Origin of the sequence: Mesorhizobium sp. M0189 (assembly GCF_040322135.1) — a bacterium.
Classification (GTDB): domain Bacteria; phylum Pseudomonadota; class Alphaproteobacteria; order Rhizobiales; family Rhizobiaceae; genus Mesorhizobium.
Window position 1 is genome coordinate 59,708 of record NZ_JAMYSW010000001.1, and the last position, 17,293, is coordinate 77,000.

Here is a 17,293-nt window from a genome sequence, read left to right on the forward strand (position 1 = left end):
ATGTCGTTATCGCAAAACCGCTGCACACTTTTGCGCGACATGCATTAGGTTCGCTCAGCCCCCAAGCAGCCGATTGTCGAGCGGATAGGTCGAAAGCTTCTCGTTGCCGGTGTCGGTGATCAGGATCTGTTCCTCGATCTTGACGCCTTCGTAGGCGCCAAGCCTGCCGATGTAGCTCTCGACGCACAGCACCATGCCTGACACAAGCACGCCGTCCGGCGTGTCGTCGGTCCAGTCGCCGGCATGCGGCAATGTCGGGTATTCGTCGGCCAGGCCGACGCCGTGATAGAGCACCCCGTAGCGCGCCGGGAAGCAGTCTCCCGGCGGCACCGACGAGCCCTCGACGAGATCGCGGAAGGATATGCCCGGCCGCATCAGTTCGGTGTTGTGGGCGATCTGGTCGGCAGCGATCTGAAACAGGTCACGCTGTTCCTGCGACGGCGGCGCGTCACCGCAAAGCCAGGTGCGCGACAGGTCGGCGCAGAAGCCGTAAGGACCGATCAGGTCGGTGTCGAAGGCAACGAGATCGCCGGCCTCGATCGTCCGCGACGAACACTCCTGGAACCACGGATTGGTGCGCGGACCCGACGACAGGAGCCGGGTTTCGATCCATTCGCCGCCGCGCGCGATGTTGCCGCGATGGAGTTCGGCCCACAATTCGTTCTCGGAAATACCAGGTCTCAGCGCCTGCTCCATCTCGCCCATCGCCGCCTCGCAAGCGACGATCGCCCGGCGCATGGCAAGGATCTCGTCGGGCGATTTGATCAGCCGCGCATTTTCCATCACCGCCTCGCCATTGCCGGTCGAAATGCCGAGACGGGCGAGTTCCTCGATGCCCTCGGGATTGATGTGATCGACCGCGATACGGCGATTGCCGCCGCCATGTTTCAGTACCAGCTCGGCGATGCCGGCTGCCCAGCGGCGGACTTTTTGCCCGGTCAACTCGCCGCTGTAGAGATACGCCCACGACACCGCCGGCCGCACCTCGTCGACGACGCCGGAATGGTCGGAAAGGTGCTCACAGGAAAAATAGTCGAACAGTACCACCGGCCCATCGGTGGCGACGAAACAATGCCTGGTCGGATTGTGCGCGACCCAGAGCTGCATGTTGGTCGCATCGGTCGCGTAGCGGATGTTGACCGGATCGTAGAGCAGGGCTCCCGCATAGTCGCGGCGCTTCAGCTCGGCGCGGATGCGCTCGAGCCGGTATCGGCGCATGGCGCGCAAGTCAGGAGCGTCAATACCCGCCGCCTGCCACTCGGCTTCCGCCAGCGCACCATAGCCCAGCAGATGCTGGTTGAGTTCAGCGGCCTTCAGGCGCGATTTTTTGCGCAGCGCATCGATCGAGTCCTCCGGCTCGAACGGCATGATCTTGCGATGATGACGGGGCCGGTCAGTCGGATTCCTGTCCACCCTCGACTCCTTCGCCAGCGCCTTCCTTGGGCGCCATGGCTCCTTCCATTCTCTTCAGTCGGACGAATGCGCCGGGCCGGGCGGACTTGTCGGTGCCACGCAACAGCGGAACCATGATTTGCCGCGGTTGGCCGTCCGGCTCATAGCCGGCCGCTTTGAGCTGGTCCAAAATGACCGGCCGCGGATCGTCGTGATCAAGCCAGACGAGTACGGCCGGCCCCCGCATCAGCGTTTCGAAATTAGGCACTTCCTGGTCAAGTGCGACCAGTTTTTCGTCGACCAGCCGCAGGTTGCCGACCCATGCACCGTCGGATATTGCAGTTTTCACCGGTCCGTCCGCGGTCAGTTGGCGATAGAGGGCCGGGTAATCCAAGCGGATCATGCGGGAGAGGCCACTGGTCCCGTTTATCTGGACGTACCAAGTGGCGGGCGCGAGCAACACGGCGATGATCGCTCCAGCCGCGATCACCAGGAGCTGCGCATTCCTGCCGCGCGGCGCCAGCCGTTCCATAGTGGCGACGATGGCCAGCGGCAACATGAACAGGACCGGCAGCAGCCAGCGGTCCTTGACAACCGTCACGCCGGTGGCCAGCACAAGTATTGCCAGCATAGCCAAGCCGAGCGCCAAGCTACGCCACAACAGAATTTCCCTGGCCGGACGTTTCGGGTGCCGCTCGGAGAAACGGAACTTCGCCACCCCGAAGGCCAGCGCGGAAACGAGCACCGGCAAGACCGCGAAATTGAAGGTCCCCATGACAAACTTGCCGGCGCCGACAAAGGCCGCCGCGATGCGCCCTTGTTGCGGGTCTATTCCGAACTTCTCGCCTCTCGACAATAAATCGGCGGGATGCATGAGGCTCCAATAGGTGGTTGGTGCCAGCACCAATATCGCGACCGCTATGCTGATTGCGAACTTTGGATCAAGGATGGCGCTGCGCAATTCGCGCAGCGACAGCGCTGCCGCAACAAGGGCCACCACGAGGAAGACATCGTTATACTTGGCAAGAATTGCCGCCGCCGTGGCCAGGCCAAACGCCGCATAGGCAATCATGCTACGCCGCTCGAGAAGATAGGCCATGGTGAGCAGGAGCAGCGAGCAGAAGCCGACGACGGCGACGGAATGCGACAAAGCGCGCTGCGATTCCCAGACGACCTGCGGGATCGTAAACAGGCCGAACATGGCCGCCGCCGCTGTCGCCTTGGTGTAGCCGAACCGCCGCATGGCGGCGAACACGCTGCAGGCGGCGAGGAACAGCACTGAGTATTTGACGAGCTTCAACGTGAAGATACTGGTGCCGAAAACATGCGCGGCCAGCCAATTGATCCAGGTGTAGAGAGGTGGTTGCGAGCCGCCATATCCAGCCCAGAGATACGGTACATAGATCAGCTGCTCCGCATCGTCGATGCCGACGCCGGTTCCCGCCCAAGAGCTCAACAGGGACAGTATGATGGTCTGCAAGGCAAAATAAGCCGCGACCATGACGATCGCCGCCGGGAAGGGGCCGATCCGTCCCTCGGCCAGCCACTCGGCCCATTTCATGTCGTACTTCAAGGAAGTCTCATCGCCCCTGCCGGCACAGTTGCCGGCTGGGCTAGCATGAAGAGCGTGCTCCGCACAATGCGACCGGCTGGCTGCACCTACGTTCGCATCTTTTCGCCACTCGGGTCGAAGGGCGGCTCGACGTTGATGCGCGCCGACCGCCGGTGTCCAAGGATCTCGATCTCGAACAGCCCGGCGCTCTCGTTTTCGGCAAGCACTGCCGGTACGTAGCCTTGCGCCATCGACTTCTCGACATAATGCGCATAGCCGCCGGAGGTGACCCAGCCGACCACGCGCCAGTTGCCGTCGACAATACCGCGCACGGCAGACGCGCCTTCAGCGGCGTTCGAGCCGCGCACTTCCTTGCCGCCCGCGTCGAAGCGCGGCGCGCCATAGCCATGCGGCTTTTCTACCGTGCCGAAATCCTTGTCGCCGACCTTGGCCCAGATCGGCTCGTCGCCCATGACGTCGGCATCCGCAGCATCGACGATAAAGGAAACGCGGCGCAGCTTCGGCCCTGCCGCCTGTTCCTTGGCCGCTGCCTCGCGGCCGATGAAATCGTTCTTCTCCAGCTTGATAAAGCGGTCCATCGAACCTTCGAACGGTCCGTAGATCGGACGTAGCTCGCGGAACCAGGTCGGAAAGTTCTTTTCAAGCCGCATCGAGAGCAGGGCGCGCATGCCGAAATCAACAAGTCCGAACTCTTCGCCGGCCTCGTTGATCGCCTTGTAGACCAGACGCTGATAGGCCGGCGCCATCCAGATCTCATAGCCGAGATCGCCGGTGTAGGTGATGCGGTTGACCATGCAGGGCGCGCCGCCGACCGCCATCTCGCGGAAATCCATGAAGCGGAAGGCCTTGGTCGAGATGTCGACGTCGACCAGTTTCTGCAGCAGGTCGCGCGATTTCGGCCCGGCGATGGAGAGGCCAACCAGCGTCTGGTCGAAGCGGTGGATGCGCACCTCCGACGCCCTTGGACCGTCCTTCGGCAGATGCTTCTCGAACCAGCGCATGTGATATTTTTGCGCGGCCGAAGAACCCCAGATCATGAAGCGTTCTTCGCCCGCCTTGGCGATGGTGAAGTCGCCGATCAGTCTGCCGAACTCGTTCAGCATCGGCGTCAGCACGATGCGGCCGGTCTTCGGCATGCGGTTGGTCATCAGCCGGTTGAGGAAATCCTCGGCCCCAGGTCCGGAGACTTCGTATTTGGCGAAGTTGGCGATCTCGGTGACGCCGACCCTCTCGCGGGTGGCGCACACTTCCTCGCCGATCGCGCCGAAATCATTCGAGCGGTGGAAGGACACGATGTCCTTCGGCTCCGAGCCTTTCGGCGCGAACCAGAGCGGGGTTTCGAGACCCCAGCTGTCGCCCATGACGGCGTTGTTGGCGAGCATGGTGTCGTAAAGCGGGGTCGTCTGCGCCGGTCTTGCCGCCGGCAATTCCTCGTTGGGAAAGCGGATGGAGAAACGGCGCGAATAATTTTCGCGCACCTTTGCGTTGGTATAGCGCAGCGTTGCCCATTCGCCGAAGCGCGCAACGTCCATGCCCCAGACGTCGAAGCCGGGGTCGCCATGGACCATCCAGTTCGACAGCGCCAAGCCGACGCCGCCGCCTTGGCTGAAGCCGGCCATGACGGCGCAGGCGCACCAGAAATTGGTCAGGCCCTGCACAGGGCCAACGAGCGGGTTGCCGTCGAGCGCGAAGGTGAAGGGGCCGTTGATGATCTGCTTGATGCCGGCTTTCTCGATGCCGGGAAAATGCTTGAAGCCGATCTCGAGCGACGGCGCGATGCGGTCGATGTCGGGCTGCAGCAGCTCGTGGCCGAAATCCCATGGCGTGTTGACCGGCGACCACGGCTTGCAGGCTTTTTCATAGGTGCCGAGCAGGATGCCGTTGCGTTCCTGGCGGGTGTAGATCTCGCCCTTGAAATCCAGCACGCCGATCATCTCGCGCCCAGTCGACTTGTTGAATTCCTCGACTTCCGGCATCGGCTCGGTCAGGAGATACATGTGCTCCATCGCCAGCACCGGCAGCTCGACGCCGACCATGCGACCGATCTCGCGCGCCCACAGGCCGCCGCAGTTGACGACATGCTCGGCTTTGATCGTGCCTTGCTCGGTGACGACGTTCCAGGTGCCGTCGACCTCCTGCGTCAGTTCGACGACGCGGTTGCGCAGCACGATCTCGGCGCCGAGCTTCCGGGCGGCTTTGGCATAGGCGTGGGTGGTGCCGGAAGGGTCGAGGTGGCCCTCGACTGGGTCCCACATAGCGCCGACGAAATTCGTCTCGTCCATCAGCGGGAACATCGCCTTGGCTTCGGACGGCGTGATCAGTTCGGTGTCCATGCCGAGATAGCGGCCCTTGGCATGGGCGAGGCGAAGGAAGTCCATGCGCTCGGGCGTGTCGGCCATCATGACGCCGCCGGTCAGGTGCAGCGAGCAGGATTGGCCGGAAATCTCCTCGATCTCCTTGTAAAGCTGCACCGTATAGGCCTGCAGCTTGGCGACGTTGGGATCGCCGTTCAGCGTATGAAAGCCGCCCGCCGCATGCCAGGACGAGCCGGAGGTGAGCTCCGAACGCTCGATCAGCATGATGTCGGTCCAGCCGGCCTTGGCCAGATGATAGAGCACCGAGCAGCCAACGACGCCGCCGCCGATAACAACCGCTTTTGCATGAGATTTCATGAAGATAGTTCCGTTTTTGAAGAGATTGAATCGAGTGAGCGGGGCGCGAAAACAAAGCGGAAATCGAATACAGCGATGTTTTCGGCCAGCCTGCCATCAAGCGCGGCAAGAATGGTTTCACAGACGGAAGTACGATGTTTCAGGACGTCATGGCTCCAAAGACGCAGGATCGAGTAGCCTTGGGCGCGGCGGCGGTCATATGAACTGCCGGCGTGCTGTTGTCCGTCGACTTCAACAACAAGCCATTTTTCGCGGCAGACAAAGTCTGCAAAAAAGGCGCCGATGGAGAACTGACGCGTAAAGCGATAGCCGCCAAGCTTGCGCGCCTTTAGTTCAGGCCAAAGCAGTGCTTCGGCCTGATTGCCTGCTTGCCGCAGGCTACGCGCTCGCTGGGTTGTGCCTGTTTTGCGGCGGCTGCGCGTTTCATGAACGGCTTCCCCCACTCCGTCGCCGCTTCGCGGCGCCACCTCTCCCCCCTCCGGGGGGAAAGGAAGGGCGCCAACTGGAATCGTTTCGCGCCCTTCCTCTACCCCGTCGATCGGGGGTGAGGTGTCGAGCGAAGCTCGACGGAGTGGGGGTCGACTACTCATCAGATGATCAGAAATCGGTCGGGGCGCCGCCTTCGGCCCGGCGCTTGTCGACGAAAGCATTGAGCTCCTCGCGGATCGCCGGGTCCATATAAGGCTCTTCATAGGAGGCCAGCCGCTCCTTCCAGACGCGATTGGCTTTTTCGAGCGCGGTCGGTGACCCAGCCTCCGCCCAACTCTCGAAATTGCGCCAGTCCGAAATGATCGGCGCATAGAAGGCGGTCTTGTAGCGGTCCTGCGTGTGCTGGGTGCCGAAGAAATGGCCGCCGGGGCCGACCGACTGGATGGCGTCGAAACCGAGCGCCTCGTCGGAAAGATCGAGCGGCGTCAGGAACTCGGCGACCATCTGCAACAGGTCTATGTCGAGGATGGTCTTCTCATAGGAGCAGCGCAGGCCGCCTTCGAGCCAGCCGGCGGCATGCATCATCAGATTACCGCCGCCCTGGATGGCACCCCACAGCGAGAACACGCTTTCATAGGCGGCTTGCGCGTCGACGGTGTTGGCGGCGCAGGTGTTGGAGGTGCGGTAGGGGATGTTGTAGCGGCGGGCGAGCTGGCCGCCGACCAGCTGCGCCTTCATATATTCCGGCGTGCCGAAGGCCGGCGCGCCGGACTTCATGTCGACATTCGAGGTGAAGCCGCCGTAGCCGACAGGCGCGCCCTTGCGCACCATCTGTGCGAAGGCGATGCCGGACAGCGCCTCGGCATTCTGTTGCACCAGCGCGCCGGCAATCGTCACCGGCGCCATGGCGCCCGACAGGGTGAACGGCGTCACGATGACCACCTGGCCCTTGCTCGACATCTGGATGATGCCTTCCATCATCGGCACGTCGAGCTTGAGCGGCGAATTGGTGTTGATGATGGTGAACACCGACGGCTCCGCAAGCAACTGCTCGTGGCTGATGCCACGTGCGATTCTGGTGATCTCGATGCCGTCGACGTTGCGCTCTTTGCCGAGCGAATAGATGTGGAACATCTTGTCGGTCAGCGTGGCGAGGTCACGGATGCATTCGAGGTGGCGCACGGACGGATGGATGTCGATCGGCTCCACCGGATAACCGCCCGTGCAATTCAATATGTTGTGCATCTGCGCAAGCTTGAGAAAGTTGCGATAGTCCTGCTGGTTGCCCGGCCGGCGGCCGCGGTCGACGTCGGAGCAATTGGGTGCCGACGCCATCATCGAGATGATCAGATTATCGCCACCGAAGCGCACATTGTGCGCCGGGTTGCGGGCGTGGATGGTGAATTCCGGCGGGCAGTGCGCAACCAGTTCCAGGATCATGTCGCTGTCGAAGCGCACCCGCTCGCTGCCTTCGCGGACATCGGCGCCATGCGCCTTCATGATGCGCCGCGCTTCGTCATGCAGCACGTCGACGCCGATTTCCCGCAGCACGCGCAGAGAGGCGAGGTGGATGGATTCCAGCTCGTCCTCGGAAACCAGCCGGGTCGGCGTCAGCGGGTTCTTCAACTGGCGAAACGGCGGCTGGTCGAACGCCGCCGATCCGCCGGCACGCTTCCCCGCGCGGCCGCCGCGACGGGCGCGGTCGTTTGCCAGTGCCGGTTCGGCGGGCTGAAGGGCGGCGGTCATGATAGTCCTCGTACGCTGCGGCAATGCGGCGGCATAATGGACTGCCGGCCCTCCGGCCATTGCGGAGGCGGCGACCACTAGGACGAGGGAAGCGACATGCCCTGGGGGCAGCCGGCGGGATCGTCAGCCTCTTGATCGCGTTCCGGCTGGCGCAAGCGGTTTTCGTTGCCGGTGCTTACTGCGACGGAACCGAAACGCTAATCCTGCATCATGGACCGGGCGGAACAGAACAGCGGCGAGACAGTGCAATGGGCGGCCATCACCGGCGTGATCGCAACCGTCTCGGTGTTCGCCATTGCGCAAGGGCTGAGCTATCCGCTGTTGAGCTTCATCCTGCAGCGCCAGGGCGTCTCGCCGGCCATGATAGGCCTGTCGGCGGCAATGACGCCGATCGGCTTCATCGTCTCCTCGCCGCTGGTCCCGGCTCTGTCGCGCCGTTTCGGGGCCGGGCGCACCGCGCTTACTTGCGCGGCACTTTCCGCGCTGGTGCTGGCGCTGATCGGCTGGACGCAAAATGTCTATCTGTGGTTTCCGCTGCGCTTTTTGATCGGTGGGGTCACCAACCCGCTCTACGTGCTGAGCGAAGTCTGGGTGATCGCACTGGCGCCGCCAGCACGCCGCGGCCGCGTCATGGGCATCTATTCGACGATCATTTCGGCGGGCTTTGCGGCGGGGCCGCTGTGCCTGCTTGCGGTCGGCACCGTGGGATGGCCGCCGTTTCTGGTCGGCATCGGCGCATTCCTGTTTTGCGGCGCCTGCCTTGCCTCGGTGCTGGCACGGCTGCCGAGGGTCGACGAGAGCGGGCACCGGGTTTCGGTGCTGGGATTCGTGCCGCAGGCGTGGCTGCTGTTGTCGGCGGTCGTGGTGGCCGCTGGTTTCGAACAGGCAGTGCTCGCCTTGCTGCCGGTCTACGGAACGCATTACGGCATCGCCGAAGCGCGCATGTCGGCGCTGCTGTCGGTGATGATCGCCGGCAACATCGCTATGCAGGTGCCGCTCGGCCTGTTGGCGGAACGACTGACGGCGCGGCTGGTGCGGTTCATCTGTGTGGCGGTGACGGTGCTCGGATGCGTGCTGTTGCCGGTTCTCATCGAGACGCCGCTCATATGGCCATGCGTCTTCATCTGGGGTGCGGTTTCCTACGGCATCTACACGATGTCGATCATCGAGCTCGGCGAGCGGTTCACCGGCTCGGCGCTGGTCGCCGGCAACGCCGCCTTTTCGCTGATGTGGGGCGTCGGCGGCATCGCCGTGCCGCCGCTGGCGGGCGGCGCCATGGATGTTGTTGGCGCAGGCGGCCTGCCGCTCACGCTTGGCGCCATTTGCCTGGCGCTGGCGCTTGTAACGGTCATTCGAAGGCGGATGGTGTGAATGCCTGAAGTCGCCGTTCTGACGCAATGACTTGAATATTAGCGGCCCCGTGTCGATCTTGGCGATGCCGACGCCCGACTCAACCGGAGACCTCATGACCAAATTGAACAGCCAGGCCCAACCGGATCCGGCGGCCGAAGATCCCTTCCTCTGGCTGGAGGGCAGGACTGACCAGCGAGCGCTCGACTGGGTTCATCGCCAGAATGAAATCACTGTCGCCGAATTGCAGGGTGACCCGTCCTACCAGGCAACGTTCCAGACCGCGCTCGACCTGATGACGGCCGAGGATAACATCGCCGTCGGGGCCGCTATCAACGGCCATGTCTATAATTTCTGGCAGGACCGCACGAACGTACTCGGCCTCTGGCGGCGCACCACCGTCGCGTCCTACAAGACCGACAAGCCGGATTGGCAGACGATCATTGACTTCGACAGTCTGGCGGCGGAAGAGGGGGTGAAATGGGTGTTCAGCGGCGCCAGCCGGCTTTACCCCGATTTCAGCCGCTGCCTGCTCAGCCTGTCGCCGGATGGCGGCGATGCCAGCGAGATGCGCGAATTCGATATCGAAAGCAGGTCCTTCGTCGAGGGTGGCTTTCGTGCTCCCGCCTCGAAATCGAACTTCAGCTGGCTGGACGAGGACACGGTCATCGTTTCCGCCGCCTTCGAGGAGGACGACAAGACCCAGTCCGGCTATCCGCGCGTGGTCAAGCTCTGGCGGCGCGGCACGCCACTGGAAGCGGCGATGCCGATCTTCGAGGCGCTGAAGCAGGATCTCGCCGCCGGCGGATCCGTCGAATTCGACGGTGACAGGCGCCACGTCTTCCTGGCCCGGACGCTCGACTTCTTCGCCTCGCACAGTTTCCTGCGGCTGCCTTCTGGCGAGAACCGGCGCATCCCGTTGCCGGACGACGTCACCGATACGGCGCTGTTCAAGGGCCAGCTTGTCTTCGGCGTGCGTACCCCGTGGACGGCGCCGGACGGCACGCTGTGCAAGCCCGACGGGCTCTATTCACTCGATTTCGAGCGCTGGATCGAAACCGGTCTGTTCGGATCCATCGATATCGTGCTCGAGCCGGCGCACCGTGTCTCGATCGCCGGCATCGCCCGCACGCAGGCCCGGCTGTTCATCAATTTGATGGACAATGTGCGCGGCAAGGTCATCGCCGGCGAGCGCAGCGACAGCGGCTGGGAGTTCAAGCCCGTTGCATTGCCCGAAAACGGCAATGTCGGCATCAGCCATGCCGAGCATTTCGGCTCCAGCGTCTCCTTCTCCTTCACCGATTTCCTGACGCCGAGCTCGATCATCTGGTCGGACGATAATGCCGCGGCGCTGGCAACGGTGAAGTCGCAGCCGGCGCGCTTCGATGCGTCGTCCCTGGTCTCCGAACAGTTCGAGGCGCGCTCGAAGGACGGCACGATGATCCCGTACTTCGTCGTCAGGCGGCGCGACCAGGACGGGCCGGTGCCGACATTGCTTTACGGCTATGGCGGCTTCGAAGTGCCGCTGCTGCCCGGCTATGCCGGCGTGCGCGGCAGGCTGTGGCTGGAGAAGGGCAATGCCTATGTGCAGGCCAACATCCGCGGCGGCGGCGAGTTCGGCCCGAACTGGCACCAGGCGGCGCTCAAGGCCAATCGCCAGAATGCATTCGACGATTTCGCAGCGGTGGCGCAAGATCTGGTCAAACGCGGCATCGCCACACCGGCCACGCTGGGCATCCAGGGCGGTTCGAACGGGGGCTTGCTGACTGGCGTCTCGCTGACGCAACGCCCGGAATTGTTCGGCGCGGTGATCATCGACGTGCCGCTGCTCGACATGCTGCGTTACACCGAGCTGCCGCCCGGCGCGTCATGGATGGCCGAGTATGGCGATCCGGCGAAGCCGGAAGAGGCAGCTTGGCTCGCCTCCTATTCGCCCTACCAGCATGTAGACACGGATGCAGCCTATCCGCCGGTACTGCTGACGACCTCGACTGCCGACGACCGCGTCCATCCCGGCCATGCCCGCAAGATGGCGGCGCGGCTGCAGGCGGCGGGCCATGGCAAGACGCTGTTCTTCGAAGAGACCGAGGGCGGGCATGGCGGGCGCGGCGATCGGCGGCCGCAGGCCGCACAGGCGGCGATGAAGTACGTCTTCCTGCAGCGGGCCCTGACTGGCACCAATTGACCGACATCGCTTGACCGGTACGGCTTGAACTGAGGGCTGGAGGCAGCCTAAGGTACATGCATGGCTCGGCTGGCGAAATCGGGGTGCGCATTTGGGGTGGCGGTGACGCCGTCGCCGCGCACGCTTCGCGCCGAGCTGTTGCGGCTGTGCGCCCGTATCGGCTATTCGCCGCCCGCTGTCCTCTAACGAATCCGCCCCGGCGCGAAAGCTGCCGGATTGGTTCAAGAGGAAAGACCAGACATGACCTACCAGAATTATTCGCTGAAGCAGCTTCAGCAGATCGATGCCGCGCATCACCTTCATCCGTTCACCGACCACAAGGAGATGCGCGAGACCGGCTCGCGCATCATCACTCACGCCAACGGTCCGTTCATCTACGATGCCGAAGGGACGGAAATCCTCGACGGCATGGCCGGGCTATGGTGCGTCAATGTCGGCTACGGCCGCGACGAGCTTGCCGACGCCGCCTACGCCCAGATGAAGGAATTGCCCTACTACAACTCCTTCTTCAAATGCTCGACGCCGACGCCGGTTCTGCTGTCGAAAAAGCTGGCGGAGATCGCGCCAAGGCACATCAACCAGGTGTTCTACGGCTCATCCGGTTCGGAGGCCAACGACACGGCGCTGCGCCTCGTCCGCCACTATTGGGTGCTGGAAGGCAGCCCCGAGAAGAACCGCATCATCTCGCGCAAGATGGGCTACCACGGCTCGACCATAGCCGGTGCCTCGCTCGGCGGCATGGATTTGATGCACAACCAGCTCGGCGGCGCCGTGCCCAACATCGTCCACGTGATGATGCCCTATGCGTACGAGCTCGCACTGCCCGGCGAAAGCGACCATGATTTCGGCCTGCGCGCGGCAAAAGCGGTCGAGGACGCGATCCTCGAAGCTGGCGCCGATAAGGTCGCCGCCTTCATCGGCGAGCCGGTGATGGGGGCAGGCGGGGTGAAGATCCCGCCGATGAGCTACTGGCCGGAGGTGCAGCGCATTTGCCGCAAATACGATGTCCTGCTGATGCTGGACGAGGTTATCACCGGCTATGGCCGCACCGGCGAGTGGTTCGCCGCACAAGCCTTCGATGTCGAGCCCGACACCATCACCACGGCCAAGGCGCTGACCTCCGGCTATCAGCCGCTGTCGGCGCTGCTTGTCGGCGACCGCATCGCGGCGACGCTGGTCGAAAAGGGCGGCGAATTCTATCACGGCTACACCTATGCCGGGCATCCGGTGGCCTGCGCGGTGGCACTGAAGAACCTCGAGATCATCGAGCGCGAGGGCCTGGTCGAGCGCGTCAGGAACGACACCGGGCCTTACTTCGCCAGGGCGCTGCAGGAACGTTTCGGTGGGCATGATCTGGTTGGCGAGGTGCGCTCGTTCGGGCTGATGGGGGCGATCGAGATCGTCAAGGACAAGGTGACCAAGGAGCGCTTCCTGCCGGCCGGCAGCGCGGCGGTGATGGTTCGCGACCACGCCCTTGCCCAAGGCATGATGCTGCGCGCCACCGGCGACACGATGATCCTGTCGCCGCCGCTGATCTGGACGCGCGAGACGATCGACATGGCCTGCGACCGCATCGCCAGGGCGCTCGACCTGGCCGAAGCAGATTTGCGCAAGCGGTAAGATGGAACGATCGCCGGGCGTCCGGTAATCGGGCGCCCGGAGTTTGAATGCCGCTTTATGGCGAAGAGTTCGCCAGGCGAGGCTGTTGGCAGTATCGACGACCACGCGTGATCACTGGCCCGCCTTGACACCGATGACGTGCCCCTTCGCGTCAGTGACCAACATCCATTTCGATTGGTCCAAGATCACAACAATGTTGCCGAAAGGATCGCGGACACGGGCGCACCGCCCGACCGCGATCTCGAATGGCGGTTGCACAGCCTCACCGCCGGCGGCCAAGAATTCCTCAAACGCGTCGTCCACGTTATCGACCAGGATGTCGGTCTCGGGACCGATATGAAGATGGACAACCAGCTCCGCATCGGTTTCAGGCAGCGCAAAGCCGGCGGCTTCATCGTCCCGCCAAACGAGCGCATGACCGAGACGATCCCCATAGAACGATACGGCTGCATCGAGGTCGCTCACCCGCAATAGATGATTATCGAGCTTGCGGAATAATGGTCTTTTTCGAGGCTCGTGCGCCATTGCGGGACCTCAATATGTGAAGAGATTCGTGCGGCCGTATAGCCTCTAATGAAATAGTCTTCGCGACTATGTCTGCAACTGGGTTGCCTTCAAGCTTTCGAGCCCGCTCGGTGGAAATGGTAGCGAGCCGAAATTCATGTGGGGGTCGTGAGCGGAAATTCAAACTGAGACAGCACCGAAGGGCCGCATCAGCGACGCGGCAATCGGAATATAGCTCCGACGACATGGCGAAAACGCAAAAACCGCGCTCCATCGGAACGCGGCTTTGCCAGATACGCATGGTGCTTCGCCAACAATACACTTGCGAAACTTACGGCGAAACTTACGGGCTCCGGTACGCGAGACCTGATCCGGAGCGCCGGGCGGATGTCCGCCTCGCAATCCGTTTTAAACGCACATCGTTACTGCAGGGTTAGCAAGAGCTTAAGCAAACCTAAATTTGCCGACTTTCCGCTTTGGGCAGATCGAAAACTATGAAATTTGACCTTACGCAGGGTCACCGCGCAGGAAATTGATGATGCCGGAAAAATCCGCGCCGGCATTGCCTTGTGCGTTGAACAGCGCATAAAGCTGGGCTGCCTCGGCGCCGAGCGGCGTTGCCGCACCGACGCTCTGTGCGGCCTCCTGCGACAGTTTCAGGTCCTTCAGCATCAGTGCCGCTGCAAACCCGGGCTTATAGCCATTGTTGGCGGGCGATGTCGGCACAGGGCCGGGCACCGGGCAGTAAGTGGTCAGCGACCAGCACTGGCCGGACGAGGTCGAGGCGACGTCGAACAGCGCCTGGTGCGACAGGCCGAGCTTTTCCGCCAGCACGAAGGCCTCGGCAACGCCGATCATCGAAATGCCCAAAATCATGTTGTTGCAGATCTTCGCCGCCTGCCCGGCGCCGTCGTCGCCGCAATGAACGATGCGGCCGGCCATTGGCTTGAGGATCGGTTCGGCCTTGGCGAAGGCGTCCTTCGAACCGCCGGCCATGAAGGTCAGCGTGCCGGCCGCCGCACCGCCCGTCCCGCCGGAGACCGGCGCGTCGATCGTCAGCAATCCGTGCTTGGCCGCGGTGGCATGGGCCTTTCGCGCCGACTCGACGTCGATGGTCGAGGAATCGATGAACAACGCGCCTTTTTTCGCCTTGGCCGCGATGTCTGCGTAAACCGACAGCACATGCTTGCCGGCCGGCAGCATGGTGATGACCGCATCGGCATCCTTTACCGCCGCAACGGCATTGGCCATGATGACGACGCCGTGCTCCCTGGCGATGACGAGGTTTTCCGGCACCAGGTCGAAGCCGTGCACGGCATACCCGGCCTTGACCAGGTTGGCGGCCATCGGATTTCCCATATTGCCGAGGCCGATGAAGGCGATGGTGGTCATAATGGCACTCCGCGGTTTGGGTAAGGCAGGCAGTAGGCAGTAGGCAGTAGGCAGTAGGCGACCTATTCGGGCGCAAGTTTGCTAATAAGTTGGCGAAGCATTTTTCCGATGCCCTCGGTCGCTAACAGTACGTGATAAGCTTGGTCATGCGTGGCAAGGCCAATGCGTTCAGCGATCTGAAGGTGTGTCTCGAACTCCTTCAACGATCCTTGGGCTATCCTGAGAAATTGCTGATAGGAGCCTCTGTTGTCTCGACCATAACCTTCCGCGATGTTTGCAGGAATAGAGGTTGCTGAGCGGCGAATTTGGCTGGTCAACCCATACAATTCTTCTTTTGGCCATGCCTTGGTCAAGGAGTAGGTGGTGACGGCCAGATCCATCGCCTGCTGCCATACGATAAGATCCTTGTACGAATTGATCTTGCCGGTCATCTTCCTGCCTACTGCCTACTGCCTACTGCCTACTGCCTACTGCCTACTGCCTACTGCCTACTGCCTACTGCCTACTGCCTTACCGTCCGATCAGCGCGCGAGCGATGATGACGCGCATGATCTCGTTGGTGCCTTCGAGGATCTGGTGGACGCGCAGGTCCCGTACCAGCTTCTCGATGCCGTAATCGTGCAGATAGCCATAGCCGCCATGCAGCTGCAGGGCGTCATTGGCGACGTTGAAGCCGGTGTCGGTGACGAAGCGCTTGGCCATCGCCGACCATTTTCCGGCATCCGGCGCCTTGCGGTCGAGCTTCGAGGCGGCGGTGTAGAGGAAGATGCGTGCTGCCTGCAATTCGGTCTCCATGTCGGCGAGCTTGAACTGCAGCGCCTGGAACTGGTTGATCTTCGAGCCGAAGGCCTTGCGCTCGGCGGTGTAGGCGAGAGCCTTGTCGAGTGCCGATTGCGCGCCGCCGAGCGAACAGGCGGCGATGTTCAAGCGGCCGCCGTCGAGCCCGGCCATGGCGATGCCGAAGCCGGCGCCTTCTGCCGACAAAAGGTTTTCCGCCGGCACCTTGCAGTCCTCGAAGACGACCTGGCGGGTCGACTGCATGTGCCAGCCCATCTTGTGTTCGTTGGCGCCGAAGGAAAGGCCGGGCGCATCGTTCGACACGACGAAGGTGGAAATGCCTTTCGGCCCGTCGGCGCCGGTGCGCGCCATGACGACATAGAGGTCGCTGTCGCCGGCACCGGAGATGAACTGCTTGGCGCCGTTCAGCACATAGTCACTGCCGCTTTTGACCGCGCGCGTCTTCAGCGCCGCCGCATCCGAGCCCGAGCCCGGCTCGGTCAGGCAGTAGCTTGCCAGCCATTCCATCGAGGTCAGCTTCGGCAGGAAGCGCCGGCGCTGCTCGTCGCTGCCGAAGCGGTCGATCATCGATGCTGCCATGTTGTGGATCGAGATGAAGGCGGAAAACGCCGGATCGGCACGCGAAAGCGCCTCGAAGATCAGCACGGCGTCGAGCCGGCCGAGCCCCGAGCCGCCGACATCGTCGCGGACATAGATGCCGCCAAGGCCGAGCGGGCCGGTCTCGCGGATCACGTCGGCGGGGAAATATTTGTTGCGATCCCAGTCGAGTGCGTTCGGCGCCACACGATCGGCGGCGAAGGCCTCGGCCATCTCTTGGATGGCGCGCTGGTCCTCGTTGAGTTCGAACTGGCTGGTGCCCGCATCGACAGCGGCGTCCATGGCGTGCTCCCTGATGTTTCCGGCCTGCTGGCCTGTCGTTTTTGGCTTTGCGCGCCGTCCAATCTAGACCAATGATGCCGCCGCGCAACCCGACCGTCTGCGCAGCCGCTGTGTGCGAATGCGCTTTGGAGCAAAGTGTGACGACAAATTTCGACGAACTGCTTGGACGCTTCCATGCCTATCTCCAGACGTTCGATGATGCGCTGGTGCGCGACGCCGTGGCCCGAATCGGCTGGGACATGCCAAGCCGGCCGCTCGAACCGCATGCACTGCGTTGTCTCGTCCTGCTCGACCGTATCGTCGAACTCGCTCCCGCTGCGGCCAAGCCGCTGGCGCGGCTGGTTGCGCAGCGTCGCGGCGATCTGCGCTGGGGCCAGACCTATGGCGAAGCGGATTTCGGCAAGATTTTCATCGACAATTACGGCTGGCTGGAGGTATTCGGCACGCGCGGTCATTTCGTCAATGAAGAGGTCGCGGCCGGCCTGCTGATCCTTGGGCCCGACATTGTCTACCCCGACCACCATCATGTCGCGGAGGAGATCTATATCCCGCTGACCGGCGGCGCCGAATGGCGCATGGGCGATGGCGGTTTTCGCCTTCGAGCGGCGGGCGAGTTGATACACCATGCCTCTGACGTCAGCCATGCCATGCGCACCGGCAAGGAGCCGCTGCTGGCGCTCTATCTCTGGCGCGGCGGCCCGCTGGCAGCCAAGTCGACGATCACCGGAACCGTTGCGCAGGGCAGGGGCTGAT

The 17,293-nt window shown here is 62.9% G+C and carries 13 protein-coding genes; 4 read left to right on the plus strand and 9 right to left on the minus strand.

The window, feature by feature from the left end; translation table 11 throughout:
- Positions 1-54 precede the first annotated feature (54 nt).
- The 5 genes from NKJ09_RS00280 to NKJ09_RS00300 all read right to left on the minus strand — a co-directional run bounded on the left by NKJ09_RS00280 (position 55) and on the right by NKJ09_RS00300 (position 7,812).
- On the minus strand, positions 55-1,368 hold the full coding sequence (locus NKJ09_RS00280) for a M24 family metallopeptidase (protein ID WP_352495956.1): 1,314 nt from the start codon (positions 1,366-1,368) through the stop codon (positions 55-57).
- A 25-nt stretch (positions 1,369-1,393) separates the two neighbouring features.
- Positions 1,394-2,965 carry a glycosyltransferase family 39 protein gene (locus tag NKJ09_RS00285; protein ID WP_352495951.1) on the minus strand — a complete coding sequence of 524 codons (1,572 nt, stop codon included), beginning with the start codon at positions 2,963-2,965 and terminating at the stop codon, positions 1,394-1,396.
- An 86-nt stretch (positions 2,966-3,051) separates the two neighbouring features.
- Positions 3,052-5,637 (minus strand): GcvT family protein, encoded by a 2,586-nt coding sequence (locus NKJ09_RS00290; RefSeq protein ID WP_352495952.1) that lies wholly within the window; start codon positions 5,635-5,637, stop codon positions 3,052-3,054.
- Positions 5,634-6,104, minus strand: a complete 471-nt coding sequence (locus NKJ09_RS00295; RefSeq protein WP_352495953.1) for an endonuclease domain-containing protein — start codon at positions 6,102-6,104, stop codon at positions 5,634-5,636. The genes NKJ09_RS00290 and NKJ09_RS00295 overlap by 4 nt, the downstream gene beginning before the upstream one ends.
- 130 nt (positions 6,105-6,234) lie before the next feature.
- Complete coding sequence (locus tag NKJ09_RS00300) at positions 6,235-7,812, minus strand: trimethylamine methyltransferase family protein (RefSeq protein ID WP_352484532.1); 1,578 nt, start codon at positions 7,810-7,812, stop codon at positions 6,235-6,237.
- 210 nt (positions 7,813-8,022) lie between these two features.
- Between NKJ09_RS00300 and NKJ09_RS00305 the strand changes: the two genes are divergently transcribed.
- The 3 genes from NKJ09_RS00305 (at position 8,023) to NKJ09_RS00315 (ending at position 12,967) form a co-directional block, all read left to right on the plus strand.
- Complete coding sequence (locus NKJ09_RS00305; protein WP_352484533.1) at positions 8,023-9,183, plus strand: MFS transporter; 1,161 nt, start codon at positions 8,023-8,025, stop codon at positions 9,181-9,183.
- 94 nt (positions 9,184-9,277) lie between these two features.
- Complete coding sequence (locus NKJ09_RS00310; protein WP_352484534.1) at positions 9,278-11,347, plus strand: prolyl oligopeptidase family serine peptidase; 2,070 nt, start codon at positions 9,278-9,280, stop codon at positions 11,345-11,347.
- Positions 11,348-11,587: 240 nt separating this feature from the next.
- Positions 11,588-12,967: an aspartate aminotransferase family protein gene (locus tag NKJ09_RS00315; RefSeq protein ID WP_352484535.1), complete on the plus strand. Its 1,380-nt coding sequence runs from the start codon at positions 11,588-11,590 to the stop codon at positions 12,965-12,967.
- Positions 12,968-13,078: 111 nt separating this feature from the next.
- On the opposite strand, the gene NKJ09_RS00320 is transcribed toward NKJ09_RS00315, so the two are convergent.
- The 4 genes from NKJ09_RS00320 to NKJ09_RS00335 all read right to left on the minus strand — a co-directional run bounded on the left by NKJ09_RS00320 (position 13,079) and on the right by NKJ09_RS00335 (position 16,540).
- Positions 13,079-13,492: a VOC family protein gene (locus NKJ09_RS00320; RefSeq protein ID WP_352495958.1), complete on the minus strand. Its 414-nt coding sequence runs from the start codon at positions 13,490-13,492 to the stop codon at positions 13,079-13,081.
- Between the two features lie 486 nt (positions 13,493-13,978).
- Complete coding sequence (gene mmsB, locus NKJ09_RS00325; RefSeq protein ID WP_352484536.1) at positions 13,979-14,863, minus strand: 3-hydroxyisobutyrate dehydrogenase; 885 nt, start codon at positions 14,861-14,863, stop codon at positions 13,979-13,981.
- Between the two features lie 62 nt (positions 14,864-14,925).
- Positions 14,926-15,294 (minus strand): four helix bundle protein, encoded by a 369-nt coding sequence (locus NKJ09_RS00330; protein WP_023719958.1) that lies wholly within the window; start codon positions 15,292-15,294, stop codon positions 14,926-14,928.
- A 79-nt stretch (positions 15,295-15,373) separates the two neighbouring features.
- Entirely contained in the window at positions 15,374-16,540 is a 1,167-nt protein-coding gene (locus tag NKJ09_RS00335; protein WP_023719959.1) for an isobutyryl-CoA dehydrogenase, read from the minus strand.
- Positions 16,541-16,677: 137 nt separating this feature from the next.
- On the opposite strand from NKJ09_RS00335, the gene NKJ09_RS00340 reads away from it, so the two are divergent.
- Complete coding sequence (locus tag NKJ09_RS00340; protein WP_352495959.1) at positions 16,678-17,292, plus strand: dimethylsulfonioproprionate lyase family protein; 615 nt, start codon at positions 16,678-16,680, stop codon at positions 17,290-17,292.
- Position 17,293: the final 1 nt, after the last annotated feature.